The organism is Bradyrhizobium sp. U87765 SZCCT0048, assembly GCF_018131225.1.
In the GTDB taxonomy this organism is placed as follows: Bacteria; Pseudomonadota; Alphaproteobacteria; order Rhizobiales; family Xanthobacteraceae; genus Bradyrhizobium_A.
Window position 1 is genome coordinate 890220 of sequence record NZ_JAFCMM010000001.1, and the last position, 15393, is coordinate 905612.

Annotated in this window: 13 protein-coding genes and 1 pseudogene; 7 read left to right on the plus strand and 7 right to left on the minus strand. The window is 64.4% G+C overall.

Going from position 1 to position 15393, the window contains the following annotated elements; all coding sequences use genetic code 11:
• Positions 1 to 406: 406 nt before the first annotated feature.
• The 4 genes from JQ639_RS03850 to JQ639_RS03865 are packed head-to-tail and all read right to left on the minus strand — an operon-like array spanning position 407 to position 6452.
• The gene (locus JQ639_RS03850; RefSeq protein WP_211969322.1) at positions 407 to 3673 is read right to left on the minus strand and encodes an error-prone DNA polymerase; all 3267 of its coding nucleotides are present in this window, start codon (positions 3671 to 3673) and stop codon (positions 407 to 409) included.
• Positions 3670 to 5079: a DUF6504 family protein gene (locus JQ639_RS03855; RefSeq protein WP_349644739.1), complete on the minus strand. Its 1410-nt coding sequence runs from the start codon at positions 5077 to 5079 to the stop codon at positions 3670 to 3672. Before JQ639_RS03855 ends, JQ639_RS03850 begins: the two co-directional genes overlap by 4 nt.
• A 16-nt stretch (positions 5080 to 5095) precedes the next feature.
• The gene (locus JQ639_RS03860) at positions 5096 to 5839 is read right to left on the minus strand and encodes an ImuA family protein (RefSeq protein ID WP_211969321.1); all 744 of its coding nucleotides are present in this window, start codon (positions 5837 to 5839) and stop codon (positions 5096 to 5098) included.
• A 13-nt stretch (positions 5840 to 5852) separates the two neighbouring features.
• Positions 5853 to 6452 (minus strand): SOS response-associated peptidase, encoded by a 600-nt coding sequence (locus JQ639_RS03865; RefSeq protein WP_211969320.1) that lies wholly within the window; start codon positions 6450 to 6452, stop codon positions 5853 to 5855.
• 182 nt (positions 6453 to 6634) lie between these two features.
• Here JQ639_RS03865 and JQ639_RS35600 point away from each other — a divergent pair, with 182 nt between their 5' ends.
• Both JQ639_RS35600 and JQ639_RS03875 read left to right on the plus strand, forming a co-directional pair.
• Positions 6635 to 6844, plus strand: coding sequence for an SOS response-associated peptidase family protein (locus JQ639_RS35600; protein ID WP_211969319.1), 210 nt, complete (start codon positions 6635 to 6637; stop codon positions 6842 to 6844).
• A 151-nt stretch (positions 6845 to 6995) separates the two neighbouring features.
• Positions 6996 to 7226: pseudogene (locus JQ639_RS03875) on the plus strand (UvrD-helicase domain-containing protein); the annotation flags it as partial.
• A 765-nt stretch (positions 7227 to 7991) separates the two neighbouring features.
• On the opposite strand, the gene JQ639_RS03880 reads toward JQ639_RS03875, so the two are convergent.
• Positions 7992 to 9002 carry a GlxA family transcriptional regulator gene (locus tag JQ639_RS03880; protein ID WP_211969318.1) on the minus strand — a complete coding sequence of 337 codons (1011 nt, stop codon included), beginning with the start codon at positions 9000 to 9002 and terminating at the stop codon, positions 7992 to 7994.
• 74 nt (positions 9003 to 9076) lie between these two features.
• Between JQ639_RS03880 and JQ639_RS03885 the strand changes: the two genes are divergently transcribed.
• From JQ639_RS03885 to JQ639_RS03905, 5 genes are all read left to right on the plus strand, one after another.
• Complete coding sequence (locus JQ639_RS03885; protein WP_211969317.1) at positions 9077 to 9787, plus strand: dienelactone hydrolase family protein; 711 nt, start codon at positions 9077 to 9079, stop codon at positions 9785 to 9787.
• Between the two features lie 176 nt (positions 9788 to 9963).
• On the plus strand, positions 9964 to 10710 hold the full coding sequence (locus JQ639_RS03890; RefSeq protein ID WP_211969316.1) for a glucose 1-dehydrogenase: 747 nt from the start codon (positions 9964 to 9966) through the stop codon (positions 10708 to 10710).
• Between the two features lie 46 nt (positions 10711 to 10756).
• Positions 10757 to 11590 (plus strand): alpha/beta fold hydrolase, encoded by an 834-nt coding sequence (locus tag JQ639_RS03895; RefSeq protein WP_211969315.1) that lies wholly within the window; start codon positions 10757 to 10759, stop codon positions 11588 to 11590.
• Between the two features lie 63 nt (positions 11591 to 11653).
• A complete protein-coding gene (locus JQ639_RS35490; protein ID WP_256443080.1) occupies positions 11654 to 11920 on the plus strand; it encodes an SDR family NAD(P)-dependent oxidoreductase in 267 nt (88 codons plus the stop codon).
• Positions 11921 to 11931: 11 nt separating this feature from the next.
• The gene (locus JQ639_RS03905; protein WP_211969314.1) at positions 11932 to 12678 is read left to right on the plus strand and encodes an SDR family NAD(P)-dependent oxidoreductase; all 747 of its coding nucleotides are present in this window, start codon (positions 11932 to 11934) and stop codon (positions 12676 to 12678) included.
• Positions 12679 to 12751: 73 nt separating this feature from the next.
• Here JQ639_RS03905 and JQ639_RS03910 read toward each other — a convergent pair whose 3' ends face one another.
• A complete protein-coding gene (locus JQ639_RS03910) occupies positions 12752 to 13654 on the minus strand; it encodes a LysR family transcriptional regulator (protein WP_211969313.1) in 903 nt (300 codons plus the stop codon).
• Between the two features lie 1459 nt (positions 13655 to 15113).
• Positions 15114 to 15392: a DUF6959 family protein gene (locus tag JQ639_RS03915; protein ID WP_211969312.1), complete on the minus strand. Its 279-nt coding sequence runs from the start codon at positions 15390 to 15392 to the stop codon at positions 15114 to 15116.
• Between the last annotated feature and the right edge of the window lies 1 nt (position 15393).

The window sequence follows — 15393 nt, forward strand, 5'->3', positions numbered from 1 at the left end:
GTCGCATCGCCCGAAAAAGATGCCCGGCTTCCAGACGAAGCCGGGCACCAAGTCACGGAGGAAGGGTCGAGGAGACCACTTCGCGAAGGGATGAATAGAGACTTCTCGAGCCAAACACCTCTCTCTAATGCTGGGAACAGTTTGTGAAATGGTCCTGCAATCGGCTCGAGCCAACTCGAGGGAACATGGTCATGCCCCAGCTGGCGCTTCCCCGGGGCACAGTGGTCACGGTGAGTATGCTTCGACGACGTCGGGCATGCGAGGGATCGAAGCCGCAAGGCCGGGACGCGAAGCGACCCGGTTCACGAGAGCCCGCCCCGCAAATGCGGGCGCACAAAAAGTGCTCCTTCCAAAAACTCAGCGACCGTCGTACAGGCCCGACCGCTCCGCGGTCGCTTCGCTCCCCTCACCGAAAATTCCGCGCCTTCACTTTCAGCGTATCGATGTGCAGATCGGGAATATAAATGTCTCGCGGCCGCACCGTCGGCGGCGTCTTCGGCTCCCGGCTATCCACTCCACTTCCCCCGTGCCGGGCCTCGTCTCCGCGCCCCGCCGGCAGCGTGAACTTACCATCCCGCCCACCGACGCTGTTGAGCAACTCCGACTGATCGATGAGATAATCACCGACCACATGGATCACGCCGCTGACGCTCTGCACCTTGCCGCGGCAGGCCATCATCTGGGCGCCGAGAATGATCCGGCGCTGCTTGTCGAACAGTGACGGCCACACAATGAGGTTGGCGATATCGGTCTCATCCTCCAGGGTGATGAACATCACACCCTTCGCAGAACCCGGCATCTGCCGGACAAGCACCAGCCCTGCGACAGTGATCCGGCAGCCATCCTTCGCAGTGCGTAGCGCACTGCAGGGCAAGATTCCGCGCCGGCCGAGTTCCTCCCGCAGGAAACTCACGGGGTGGGCGCGCAGCGACAGCCCTACCGAGCGGTAGTCCTCGACCACCTCCCTTCCGCCTGACATCGGATCGAGAGCAACCTCTGGCTCCGCATGGTCGGGCGTAAAATGCCCCTCGCGCCGGTCAGCCGCAGCGAACAACGGCAAGCTGTCGTTGCGCAGCGCCTTGATGGCCCAGTACGCCTCGCGCCGGCTGAGGCCAAGCGAGCTGTAAGCGTCGGCGCGCGCCAGCTGCACCATGGCAGCGACCGGGATACTGCTGCGGCGAGCGAGATCGAGAATAGAGCGGTATGCCCCGCCCCTCATCTCGACCATCCGCCGGCCGTCCTTCTCGGCAAGCCCCCGCGCCATGCGCAAGCCCAGCCGCACGGCATGGCGGCCACCGTCGAGCGGCTCCAGCGTGCAGTCCCACTCGGAGGCGTTGATATCGATCGGTCGCACCGCCACGCCATGATTGACCGCATCCTGCCGGGCGTCGCGGACGAGCTGTGCTGGATGGTAGAAGCCCATCGGCTGGGCGTTCAACAGCGCGGCGCAGAACACGTCCGGGTGATGGCATTTCATCCAGCTCGACGCATACGCGATCAACGCAAAGCTCGCCGCGTGACTTTCCGGGAAGCCATAGGAGCCGAAACCTTCGAGCTGACGGAAGGTGCGGTCCGCGAAGTCGCGGGTATAGCCATTGTCGATCATCCCCTGCACGAGCTTATGGCGGAACTTGTTGACCCCGCCGGTGAACTTGAAGGTCGCCATGGCGCGGCGCAGCTGGTCGGCCTCGCTCGCCGAGAACCCGGCCGCGACCATCGCGACCTGCATCGCCTGCTCCTGGAACAGCGGCACGCCGAGCGTCTTGCCCAGGACCTTTTCAAGCTCGGGCGTTGGGTACACCACCGCCTCCTTGCCCTCGCGACGCCGCAGATAGGGATGCACCATATCGCCCTGGATCGGTCCAGGACGGACGATCGCAACCTCGATGACGAGATCGTAAAACCGCGAGGGCTTCATCCGCGGCAGCATCGACATCTGCGCCCGGCTCTCGATCTGGAAGACGCCAACCGTGTCGGCGCGCTGGATCATGGCGTAGGTGTCGGGATCCTCGGCCGGAATGGTCGCCAGATCGAGCTCGATGCCCTTGTGGGCCTTCAGAAGATCAAAGGCCCGCCGCATGCAGCCGAGCATGCCAAGTCCCAGCACGTCGACTTTCATGAGGCCAACGGCCTCAAGATCATCCTTGTCCCACTCGATGACCTGGCGCAGCTCCATCGCCGCCGGCTCGATCGGCACCATTTCATCCAATCTGTCGTGGGTGAGCACAAACCCACCGGGATGCTGCGACAGGTGCCGCGGCGTTCCGATCAGCTGGCGAGCGAGCTCGAGGGTCAGGCGCAACCGCCGGTCGCTCGGATTGAGATTGAGTTCACGGAGCTCCGCCTCCGTGACGCCCTCCTCGCTCCAGCCCCACACCAGGCGCGCCAGCGCGCCGGTGATATCCTCGGGCACGCCGAGCGCCTTGCCGACCTCGCGCACCGCGCCGCGCGAGCGGTAGCGTGCGACCGTCGCCGCCAGCGCCGAGCGCGTCCGGCCGTAGGTCTGATAGATCCACTGGATGACCTCTTCGCGCCGCTCGTGTTCGAAATCGACATCGATGTCGGGCGGCTCGCGGCGCTCCTCGGACACAAAACGTTCGAACAACAGCCCTTGCCGCACCGGGTCGATCGACGTGACGCCGAGCACAAAGCACACAGCGGAGTTCGCCGCCGATCCCCGCCCCTGGCACAAGATGCCTCTGGAGCGAGCGAAGCGAACGATCGAGTCCACCGTCAGGAAATACGGCGCATAGCCCATCTTCTCGATCAGGCTGAGCTCATGGCGCAGCTGCATCACCACCGCATCGGGAGCACTTTCCGGATAGCGCTGGGCGGCGCCCTCGAAGGTCAGCTTTTCCAGCAGCTCCTGCGCCGACAGACCGTCCTGGCCTTCCCGGGGATAGGTGTAGGCGAGCTCATCGAGCGAGAAGCGGCAGCGCGCCGCGATCTCGAGGCTGCGCGCCACCGCCTCGGGATAGGGCTGGAACAGCCGCGCCACCTCCTGGGGCAATTTCAGAAAACGATCCGCATGCCGCTCCTTCAGGAAGCCCGCCCTGTCGATGGTGGTCTTGAGGCGAATGCAAGTCATCACGTCGTGCAGCATGCGCCGGCCGGCCTCGTGATAGAGCACGTCGCCGGTCACGACCGTCGGCACCCCGGCCCGTGCAGCAGCCTCGGCAATGCCCCGCAGCCGCGCCGCGTCATTGGGCCGGAAGCGCCGCGTCAGGCTGCAGTAGGCCCGGTCGCCGAAGGTCGACCGCAAGCGCCGCAGCTCGCTATCGAGCGCCTCCCCCGGCAGGTCCGAGACCAGCACCGCGATCGATCCCTCGGACCACGCCTCGACGTCCGCGATCGAAAGCGAGCACTTGCCCTTACCCGCGCGAGCCTTGCCGAGCGTCAGCAGCCTGCTCAGCCGGCCATAACCGGCCCGGTCGACCGGATAGACCAGCAGCGACGGGAAATCCTCCAAATCAAGCCGGCAGCCGACGACGAGGCGCACGCCCGTGGTCCTGGCCGCCTCATGCGCCCGCACGATGCCGGCGAGCGTGTTGCGGTCGGTGATGCCAAGCGCCGGGATGCCGAGCAGCGCCGCGGTCGCGAACAGCTCCTCGGCGCTGGAGGCGCCACGCAGGAACGAGAAATGCGATGTGACTTCGAGTTCGGCGTAGCTCATGCCTCTCCCAGCCCATGCAGCCACCACCGCCCGCCTTCATCGGCCGGCGCATCACGGAACAGCCAGAAGCGCTGTCCGTCCGTGCATTCGACGCGGTAGTAGTCGCGCCTCTGCCCGATCTCCTCGTCCGACACCCACCACTCGCCGAGAATGCGTTCAGGGCCATCGGCCCGCGCCACGCGGTAGCGCCGCCTGTGCCAGACGAACAGCCGCGGCGGCGCATCCGGGACCTGCGCAATGGCGCTGATCGGCTCCGGCGGGGTGAGAAGCCGCGCCGGCCGCGGCAGGTCCGCGGGCCAGGAGCACCCCACCACCGGCGCCACCGGCGAGATCCGGCGCACCGCCCGCTCCGGCAGATCGCTCTCGACCGGCGACACGCGGAACACCCGGTTCGCGCCGAGCCGTGTGCGCAAGGTGTCGACCAGCGGTCCGAGATCGACGCTGCCTTCATCATCCGCGACATGCTGCCCGACCGTCTGGCGCTCGCTCAGTGCCTCGACCCAGGAGGCCGTCAACGTGGCCCGCTCGACGCCAAAGCCAGGGTCGACCAGCACCAGGCGTTCCTTGAGGAGACGCGCAAGATGCCGCTGGTCGCGGTTCGGACGCGCGGTGCCAATGCGGATGGCCTGGGCGATGTTGTCGACCCGCAGGAACACAAGGTCGAGGCGGCGGGCGCCAATGCCCTTGCGTTCGAGGTCGTGCATCAAAGTCCCGCAGAGCCGCTCGATGACCCGCTCCAGATCCTCCGGTGTCCCAATCGGCTCGGCGAACACCAGCGTCGCGGATGGCACCTCCGGCGGCTGCAGCGAGCTCAGCGGCTCAGGGGCACGCCCGAGCGCCTGGTCGAAGCGCAGCAGCAGCTCGCCCCCGAACCGCGCCTGTAGGGCGGAGCGCGGTTTGCCGGCGAGCTGGGCGATCCGCTCGATCCCGACATCTGCGAGGCTCTCGATGGTCGCCGGCGGCAACCGCAGCGCGGCCACCGGCAGCAGGCCCAGCACCTCGGACATTCGCCCCGGCGCCACGATGCGCTCGCGGCCGTAGCGGGCCGTGGCCCAGGCGCCGGCCGGCGTGTCGGCGACCGCAATACCGTTGCCGATGGCCTCGGCATCGAGGCGCCGTCCGAGATCCTCTATCAATGCGGCTTCTCCTTTGAACAGGTGGGCTGAGCCCGCGATATCGATGAAGACCCCGTCCGGCGGGTCCGGCGTCACCAGCGGCGAGTACCGCGAGCACCACAGCGCAAGGCGCGTCAGCGCCGCCGCGTCCGCCTCCGGCGCCGCATCGATCACGACGAGCTCCGGGACCAACGATTGGGCATGGGCGACCGTCATGCCGGGATGGAGCCGCTGCCGGCGGGCGGCCTCATCGGCCGCGGCGATCAGGCGGCGATTGCCTTCCTGCGCCACCGTGACCAGGGGCACGTCACGCGCTGGCGCGGAGCGATCCTGCCGCCGGACGCGATCGGTCGCCCACGCTGGCAGATACAGCGAGACAACCCTTCGCATCACACGCCTCCAGAACAAAAGAACGGGCTTCCGCACCGCGGCAGCGCAGCAGCTCGACCTGCCAGCGCGCACGCCCCAGACCAGGATCAGCTTCATCGGCAGAGGCGACCGGCGCGATCCGCCAGCGCGAGAACGCTGCGTTGTTCTCGTCGCGCTCGGCGCCGGAGCGGCGCAGCACCAGGGCAACGACGCCGGAGGATTCAGCCGCGAGCTGCAGGCGCCGCGAGGGCGTCAGCGGCAGCCGGCCGAGCTCGCCGACAACCCCGGCAAGGCCGCGGTGGCGCAGCCCCTCTTCCATCGCCGGCAGGACTTCGGCGTCCTTAAAAGTCTCGCAATAGATCACCCGGTCGGGGTGCAGCCCCACCCTCGCCAGCGCCGGCGCGAACAGGTCGCGGCTGTGCAGGCACCACAGCACCGGCCCCTTGAGGCGCGCCAGGATGCCGGCGGCAAACAGCGCCGCGAGCGGCGCCCGCCAGGCGTCAATGCCGCCTTCGCAGATCTCGTGGACAGCCCCGAGTGCAAGTCCCCCACCAGGCAACGCCGCATCGAGCGGCTCAACCCCGAACGGCAGGATCCTGCGCCGCCGTGCGGGCGCGGCAAGGCGCGCGATGTCCTCGCGCAGCGCCTCGAGCGCGGTTGGGATGGATGCAGCCGTAGCCATCGCACGCCTCCCCTCAGCGTCGCCGCGGCTTGCCGAGGCCCGGCGACACGTCGAGCTCCTCGGACGTGAACGGCTTGAGGAGATCACGCGGATCAGGCTCGCCGCCCATCCAGCGCGGGAATTCGGTCGGGTTCAGGATCGCCGGCATCCGGTCGTGGATCGTCGCCAGCAACGCATTGGCCGGCACCGTGACGATCGCAAAGGTCCGCTCCCACCGGCTAGTCTCCGGATCTTTCCAGTTGTCCCAGATGCCGGCGACGCCGAATGGCTCGCGGGTCAGCAGCGAAATCGTGTGACGTTTGCCGCGTGCGTCCTTGAGGTAAAAGCTGGTCATCGGCACGACACAGCGCCGCCGGCGGTACGCGCCGGCGAAGATGCGCTTCTCGGCGATGCTCTCCGCACGGGCATGGATCGGCCGAAAGTCCGGACGACGATCAGCATCAAACGGGATGAGGCCCCAGCGCATCTGCGTCTCGACCGGCTTGCCGGTCTCGGGGTGATAGCGCCAGACTGGCAGCAGCTGCGCGGCCTCGGCCTCGATGGTGGTGTCCTTCGCAGCGGCGAGACCTGGAGCGCTGGCCTCGGTCCGGGAAGCGGATGGAAAGGCGCTCATGGCGTGGCTCAATGACCTGTCATTCGACAAGAACAAAAATAGAACATTCAAATCGAAGCTGGAGTCAACGGCAGGAATAGCGAACTGAAATCGCTCAAGAATTTTACCGGTTGTAACCGTGCGAAACTACTCGCCGGCATCGATGGGAATTTAATCGGATCATCAGTCTGGCAGATCAGAACATGTGCACCCTCTACAGCATCACCACCAACCAGGAAGCCATCCGCCGGCTGTTCGGCGTAACGAAGGACAGCGCCGGCAACCTGCCGCCGATGCCGGCCGTCTTCCCGGACTGGGAAGCCCCGGTGATCCGACTGGGCCAGCGCGTAGGACCTGAACTCCTTGATCGGCCGAGCGCTCGCGCCATGTCTTTCGAAACGCGGGGGCTATAACACGTGTGAAAGCGCTCGCCGAGATTTCGCGCATTCCAGAGCGCTCCCCGGCCCGGCTGCCCCGAGGCGGCGAAGCCGACACCCGCATGGCCAGATCTCATTGCTGTTCCCTGGGGAATCGTCGAGCAAGGTACTGAACAGAGGGCCAACCGTGCTAGCGACAACGACCGCATCGTATCTCGAGGCGCTCAATCCGGAGCAGCGCCGCGCCGTCGAGCACGGCATCACATCCGACGGCCATGTGGGAGCACCTCTTCTGGTCATCGCCGGCGCCGGATCGGGCAAGACCAACACCCTCGCCCACCGCGTCGCCCATCTCATTGTCAAAGGCGCCGATCCGCGCCGGATCCTGCTGATGACGTTCTCGCGGCGCGCCGCCGCAGCGCCCCTCGCGCCTTATCTCCTCAAGCGCACCCTCGACCAGACTCGGCCAGACAAGCCTCACCGTCGTCGCCACCTCCATGGGATTTCGCCGGCCGGCCGCCGCAAGGACGCCTTTCTTCCGGCCATGCCATGCACATGGCTGCGCTGACCTCGGCCGCAAGCCCTGCCACCGGTCACGCGGAGCGCTGTCCGCAGCTCGCTGCCGGCCTCTCCATGATGCGCGTGTTCGTGTTTGCGCACTGGGCAAGCGACGTGGTTGTCAGCTTTGCTAACGGGATTGTCGCCGAGCGGCTGTTACGCAGGTGGACCGGATATCCAGACCGCAGCGTCAAGATCGCCGGCAACACGCCAGGCGATAGTCATTGCACATTCATCAACATAGTGGCTTGGCGCCGGGAGGAGCGAATGGCCTGGCTGGACTTGAAGCGGCCAGAACCAGATCCCCTGCAGCCGCTCCCCAAAGGGGCGTTTCGCGTCGCGCGACACTGGAAATGCCATGGCAGGCAGCTCACGCGCTTTGAATCTTTCGTCTTCATGCGCCGACGGAGACCTGTGGGCGGCAAAACCGTCCCCTGCGACCGAGCTTTACGTCTCGGTCGCCCCTTCTGCGGAGAGCCCCCAAGGCTGTGCTAAAATCATTGCCGGCGATCTTCAGTCACCGGCTCGGACGGTTCGACCAGAGCCGGTCGTTCACATGATCCCTGGGAATGTTCCGTTCTGGCGAAAGCAGTCGTCGACCCCGGAGGATGCCGGAGACAGCTCCTTACAGCGCTCGGTGTTCGGGTGGCGAAAAACGCTGGCGGTATGCGGAGGGCGTAAGGCCTATGATTGACTGAAATACGCGGCGAAAACCTCTGACGTCCATATAGCCGACGCTTTCGGCGACAGCGTCAACCGGGGATCGCGTGAACTCGAGCAACTCACGCGCACGGCTGATACGCAGGCGCTGCTGATATTCGGTCGGCTTCATGCTCGTTGCCTTCACAAACCGCCGCAGAAAGGTGCGCTGCTCGAGTCCCGCATGCCCTGCGAGATCGGCGACGCTCGCCGCCCGATCCCTATGGGCGGCGAGCCATTGCTGCGCCTTGAGTATGGCCGCATCGCCATGCTTCGTCCGAGGCTCGAAGCCGCTGTAGAAGCGCTGTTCCCGACCGGGCGGATCGACGTTCATGAAATGCGCTGTGTCGTGCATTACGCCGGCGCCGAAGAAACGCTCGGTGAGGCGCAGCCCGAGATCCGCCCACGCCATTGCGCCGCCGGCCGTGACGACATCGCCATAGTCGATGACCATATGTTCCGATTCCATCAGAACATCAGGAAATCTGGCCTTGAAGTCATCCGCGAATGACCAATGGGTGGTGGCCTGGCGTCCCGACAGAAGGCCGGTCCTCGCGAGCATAAAGACCCCGCCGCAAACCGCGGCGAGGACAGCGCCGTCGGCGTGCCTGGCGCGAAGCCAGTCCGGGAGCGGGCTTTCATGTTCCGGCTCGAAAATGCTGCGGTGATTGTTCGCGACGATGACGACGCCAGGAGCATGAGGCGAGCCCGGGCAGCTATCAAAGCTGCAAGAAACGGTCCCGTCGTGGTCATTGCCCAGCCAATGCGTGATCCGCACCGGCGGCACCTCTCCGGCTCCTTGACGCTTGGCTGCGAAGTCGTTGGCGTACGTGAACAGGTCGGTGAGCCCGAACAAGCCTCCCTTGGCGGTGCCGGCGTCGTGCGCAAGCGCCACCTCGAGTCGCGGCAGTGCTGCTTTGACAGTTTTGACGCCCATCTTTGTCACATCCCTCCATCGTGGGAATGGCAGAAAAGCTTCAAATTGCGCTCAACGAAGCAACGGAGCGCAGCATGGAGCAGACAATCACCATAGCAACTGAAGGCGGCGAATTCTCTGCCTATGTTGCGAGACCCGCCGCGATCCCGGCGCCCGTCGTCATCATCCTGCACGAGGTGTTCGGCGTCAACGAGGACATCAGGACGACATGCCGGGAATTAGCGGAGGTGGGCTTCGTCGCGATCGCCCCCGACCTGTTCTGGCGGCAGGAGCGCGGCGTCGACCTCAACAGCTGGTCGGCAGCCGAATGGAAGAAGGGCCTTGCCCTCTATATGGCCTATGACCGCGATGCCGGCATCCGGGACATTGTCGCTACGATCCGCGCCGCGAGGCGTCTGGAGGGCGGAAGCGGCAAGGTCGGGGTGATGGGCTTCTGCCTGGGCGGCCTGATGGCCTTTCTTTCCGCCGCCCATCACGACCCGGATGCTACCGTCGCCTATCACGGTGGTGACACGGAGAAGTACCTCGACAAGGCGATCGGCATCTCGACACCGATCCTGATGCACTTGGCGGAGGAAGACGAGTTCATCGGCAAGGAGGCGCAGAGGCAGATCAAGGGTGCCTTGGCCGACGTGCCCGGCGCGACCATCTACAGCTATCCCGGTCAGAACCACGCCTTCGCCCGCCACACCGGGCTCCACTACGATGCTCAGGCGGCGGCGCTGGCGAACGGCCGTACGATTGCCTTCCTGGCTGAACATCTCGGTTTGCGAGGCGCCTCGTAAAGGCTGTCCCCATCGGCCCCGCCGACAGCTCATTCATCCCGGATCTGGATAGATGATAGCCGTTTTGGCTGACTAATTCCGGAGCCGGAACCAGCGCATATCCCCGTCAACGAGGCAGCCGGAGCGGCGATGAGCGCCATCCTCGAACGGCCATCGAAATCAAAGGAGCATCTCTCATGACCAAGCTTGCAGGCAAGATCGCGATCGTCACCGGCGCCTCCAAGGGCATCGGCGCCGCCACGGCCAAGGCACTGGCGGCCCAGGGCGCGTCAGTCGTCGTCAACTATGCGTCGAGTAAGTCCGACGCGGACACCGTGGTTGCAGCCATCATTGCAGCCGGCGGCAAGGCCGTCGCCGTTCAGGGGGACGTCTCGAAAGCGGTAGAGGCGCAGGGCATCGTCAATGCAGCCATCAACGCCTATGGCAAGCTCGACATTCTCGTCAACAATTCGGGCGTCTACTCGTTCGCACCGCTGGAAGCGGTCAGCGAGGCTGACTTCCACCGGATGTTCGACATCAACGTCCTTGGCTTGCTGCTGGTCACCCAGGCTGCCGCCAAGCACATGGGTGAAGGCGCGAGCATCATCAACATCGGTTCTGGTGTGACCGCGATCACGCCGCCTGCGACTTCGGTCTACACGGCCAGCAAGGGCGCGGTCGACGTCATTACCGGCGTGTTGGCCAAAGAGCTTGGCCCCCGCAAAATCCGCGTCAATTCGGTGAACCCGAGCCTTACCGAGACGGACGGCACGCACAGCGCGGGCATGCTCGCGACCGACTTCGAGGCCGGCATCGTCGCCCAGACGCCGCTCGGTCGGCTCGGCCAGCCGCAGGACATCGCCGATGTCGTCGCCTTCGTCGCATCGGACGACGCGCGCTGGCTCACCGGCGAACGGATCATCGCAGGCGGCGGGCTGCGCTGAACCCGAACGACAACATCGCAAACCACTCGAACAGAAGGAGAATATCATGACTTACTCGCATGACACCGCCCCGACCCAGTATGTCGAGGCCAACGGTATCCGTTTCGCCTACCGCCGCTTCGGCAAGACGGGCGGCGTCCCCATCGTTATGACCATCCATTTCCGCGGCACCATGGACCATTGGGATCCCGCCATGACCGACGGTCTGGCCCAAACCCGCGAAGTGATCCTGTTCGACAATGCCGGTATCGGTGCCAGCTCGGGCACGACCCCGAACACGATCGCCGGCATGGCAACGGACGCTATCGCCTTCATCAAGGCGCTCGGGTTTAGCAAGACCGACGTGCTCGGATACTCGATCGGCGGTAAGGTCGCGCAGGAGATCGCCGTGCAGGCGCCGGATCTGGTGCGCAAACTGATCCTCGTAGGCACCGGGCCGCGCGGCGCCGACACCGCAGCCAGCAAGTCCGGGGAGATCTTTTCGGCCAGCTACGATCCGCCCGAGCACCTGTGGATCGCCGCTCATTTCCTGCCCAACGCGACGGGCCATGCAGCTGGCCTGAAGTATCTCGAACGCAAGCACCGCCGTCAGGATCGCGTCCCGGAAGTCAGCGAGGCCGCGGCGACGGCGCAGTATGCCGCGATCGTCAGCTCGAACGAGAAAAGTGACGGAGTCTGGGACTATCTTGCAGGTATCCAGCAGCCGACGCTCGTGGTTGATGGCAGCAACGACCTGATCATCCCCACGATCAACGGCTTCACGCTCCAGCAGCACCTGCCGAACGCCCAGCTCATCGTCTATCCGGACTCCAGCCACGGGCCGCATAACCAGTATCCCGAGCTGTTCGTGATCCACGCGACGCTCTTCCTCGACGCCTAAGTCCGTCAGCCAGCCTCCCCGTCGCCACGGCGACGGGGAGCGCTATTCCCAGGGAGATCGATCATGTTCGCCAGCAACGGCAAAACCGCACTCGTCACCGGCGGATCACGTGGCATTGGTCGCGCGACCGCCATCGCGCTCGCCGAGGCCGGCGCGCAGGTTCTCGTCCACTATGGGTCCGCGGCCGACGAAGCGCTCAAGCGGACCGACCACAGCAGCTATTGCCCCTTCAAGGGAGAAGCGTACTACTTCAGCATTCCGAGCGGCGGGTTGAGGGCGCGGCAGGCAGGGCACCGGCTCTTCGCCGCCCGTTCCGCGACCACGTCATGAGGAGAATGACAATGGACAGACCCGTCGTCCTGATCACCGGCGCCCTGGCGGGCATCGGCCGTGCCACGGCCCTGGCGTTCGCGCGTGAAGGCGCGCATCTCGTCGTCTCTGGCCGAATGCCCGCTGTCGGCGAAGCTTTGGTGCACGAACTCTATCAACTTGGTGCAGAGGCGGATTTCGCGAAGGCCGACGTGCAGAACGAAGACGAGATCCGGCAGGCGGTCGAACGCACCGTCGAACGCTTCGGTCGCCTCGACGTCGCGGTGAACAATGCCGGCACCGAGGGCACGCCCGGTCCGGTGACCGAACAGACGCTCGAAAGCTACGCGTCGGTCTTCGACACCAACGTCCGCGGGACTCTCATCAGCATGAAGCACGAGCTGCGCGTCATGCAGCAGCAGAAGTCCGGGAGCATCATCAACATATCCTCGACGATGGGAGAGCGGGGAGCCGGAAACATGGCGCTCTATGTTGGCAGCAAGCATGCCGTGGAGGGGATTACGAAGTCGGCGGCGATCGAGGCCGCGGCCTACGGCGTTCGCGTCAACGCGATCGCGCCGGGGCCGACGGAAACGGCCATGCTCGACCGGCTGACGGATACCCCGGAGGGAAAGACGCCGTTCTATTCCACCATTCCGATGCGGCGTGGAGGCCGACCTGAGGAGATCGCCGAAGTCATTCTGTTCGTAGCCTCCGACAAAGCGAGCTACATCACGGGCCAGATTATCCGCGTCAATGGCGGGAGGACCGCAAGCTGAGCTCAGCGCCGCCCACCCAATCGGCAGGTTATCGCGCCCCTCGGCAGCCGTATGGCGGTAAACTGGATCCGTCTTATGCCGAAGCGGAACTATGACGCTCCGCATCAAGTTGGGCGGCCAGAAAGTCTATGAACGCCCGGGCAGCGAAGCGCGTGGCTTTGCCGAGCGGGAAATAGGCATAAACCTTGGTCGGAACGGTGTCCCAGTCGGGTAGCAGGCGGACCAGACGTCCGTCGCTCAGTTCGCTGCGACAGGACCAGTATCCGATCGAGGCGATGCCCATGCCCGCCGTTGCGGCGGAGACCGTGCCCTCATTGTCGCTGAAAAGCGCGCTCGCCTTCGCGACTTCCGCCACTTCGGATTGGCCTGCGCGCAGGAAGGTCCAGGCCGTGCTGACGCCTCCTGAAGGACCTGCGACGATCCGATGGTCGCGAAGCTCGGCGGGGCTGGTGGGGCGGCCGAACCGATCGAGATAGGATGGCGCAGCCACGATGACGCGGGGATATGCCGTAAGCAGTCGCGCCGTCGCGCTTGAATCCGGCAAGCTCCCGATACGGATGGCCACGTCTACCGCTTCGCGCACCAGGTCCTGATGTTGGTCGCCCATGATGATCTGAAGCTCGAGCCTGGGGTGCAGCTCCGCGAAGCCAGGAATGCGCGGGATGATCTCACGCGCTCCCGCACTGGTCGGCATCCCAACCCTCAATGTCCCTCGCAATTCCCCCTGCCTCACGCTCTGCTCGGCTTCGTCGAGCTGGTCCAGGACGGGCTCGATCCTTGCGAGATACTCCGCACCCGCTTCGGTGGCGACCACGGCCCGGGTCGTGCGCGCCAGCAGCGCGACGCCAAGCTCTGCTTCGAGCTCAGCTACGGCTCGTGACGCTTGGGACTGCGAAATCGAAAGCTCGCGCGCGGCGCCCGAGAAGCTGCTCAGTCGGGCCACGCGGGAGAATATCTTGAGTTGCGCGACGTCCAACCGAAAGCTCCGACAGCTTACCGACAATCGATCCGCGAGGGCCAGTCACTCGCGCACGTGCCGCTTCATCAATCCCGATCCAGCATAGAATATAACTATATCGCTTAGCTAGTCCGTATTCCTGCGGGGCGACATATCGTCTGCAACAGGCGGCCATCGGCCGCCTTTCCCTGATGAAGGAAGCGCGACCATGAGCGCCAGACGAATGTTGCACCTCGGCGCCTTCATGCGCCTTGCTGCCATCCATACCCGCGCACGAATATCCGAGACCGTCCGAGCGAGTTTTCGATAGGATCCTCGATACACTGCTGCTGATCGGCTTCGTTGGCGCACGGATGGACGCCCCGTTCATTCGCGACGATATCCGCGGCATCACACTCACTGCTGAAATGGGTCTGTTCCTGATCCGACTTTCCAGCAATGTGCGTGGGCGGCCGGCCGCGCGCTCTCCTGGCCAGTGCCGCGAACAGGCTGATAGCCCGACGAATTCCCTAAGGTGCGTTCACGTTGCTCATATGATAAAAACTGCCGGCCGGAAAATGCTCCCGAAGATAATTTTATCGTTCGTTTTAGGTGTCGAAATTCTTCTGGGCATTGGCAGTTGAGCAGTGTGCCATCACCGACGTCGGTACCGAGAAGGCCGTACCAGCGAGACCTCGCCTCGATCACGAGGCGCCTCTAGAGTCGCAACCTCAGCTGCAGCGCCAGGGACGGCGTGAATGCCCTCAGCTTGCTCGAGGATCGAGCACATCACTATCGAAAATAAGAGACGATCGATGGAAAGGTCACGCGGCGACCTGACGATAAAATTGATACTCTCGTCTATCGCAACGGTGCAGTACTTCGATTGACGATCTGATGCCAATGCAAGTAATCGCAACAGCAAAGCACTTAGATCGGGTGACTTCCGAAAATCTTCAAAATGCTGCTGGGCGACCGGGCCTCCTGTGCGCAGCCATAAAAGCTCTAGTCCACAAGATTCCCGACGCTAACAGCCCGGTTTCCAACTCGTTGCCGCGTAGATTTCCGGCTACCTGCTGGGTGATCCGCATTTCGGCGTCAGCCGCGGTCACCTCCTAGTAAGACTGCTTCGCTCTGGTCAGTTCGCTAACGTCGCCGAACGCGGTGCACGCGACGGATACGTCACCGCGTTCATCCGCCTGTCGCGTCGTGGCCCTCCGAGAAAGTGTACCGCTCCGGCAATGGTTTCCGCAACCCGCACGGGCCGCGTCTGGGCGTCATAAGTCAGGGTACGTTCATAGCCGGCGCCCTGCCCAGCCGTAATCTCCGAGGACGTGAGCTTGCCGATTCCACAAGTTCCAGCTCGTCGAAGTTCTGCGTGGCGATCTCGTTCTTGACCTCAGTCTGGCTCGTCAAGCATCTCTCTTGCCACCGCTTCCATGAATACGAACTCAGTCGTAGCTGCCGCCAGTAGAAGCGCTAGGCCGGTCGCACCGGCTTATTCTCCCGACTTTGCATACGGAAGACCGATACTGTGTTGCGCGCAGACCACCTCATAGTACACCAACGCTTCGGATAACTGTTCATGCATATACTTTATCTCATCCGACAGCTCTTCGAGTTCTCTCCTCACCAACAGCTCGGACATGAGCATCAACTGCTGAACGAGCCCATTAAGAGTATCTCCCTGAAAAACAACTCCCGGATAGCTGCGAGCCGCAAGCTTAACGACCGCAAAATTGACGGGACGACTCAACAACTCCACGTCGTGGCTCATT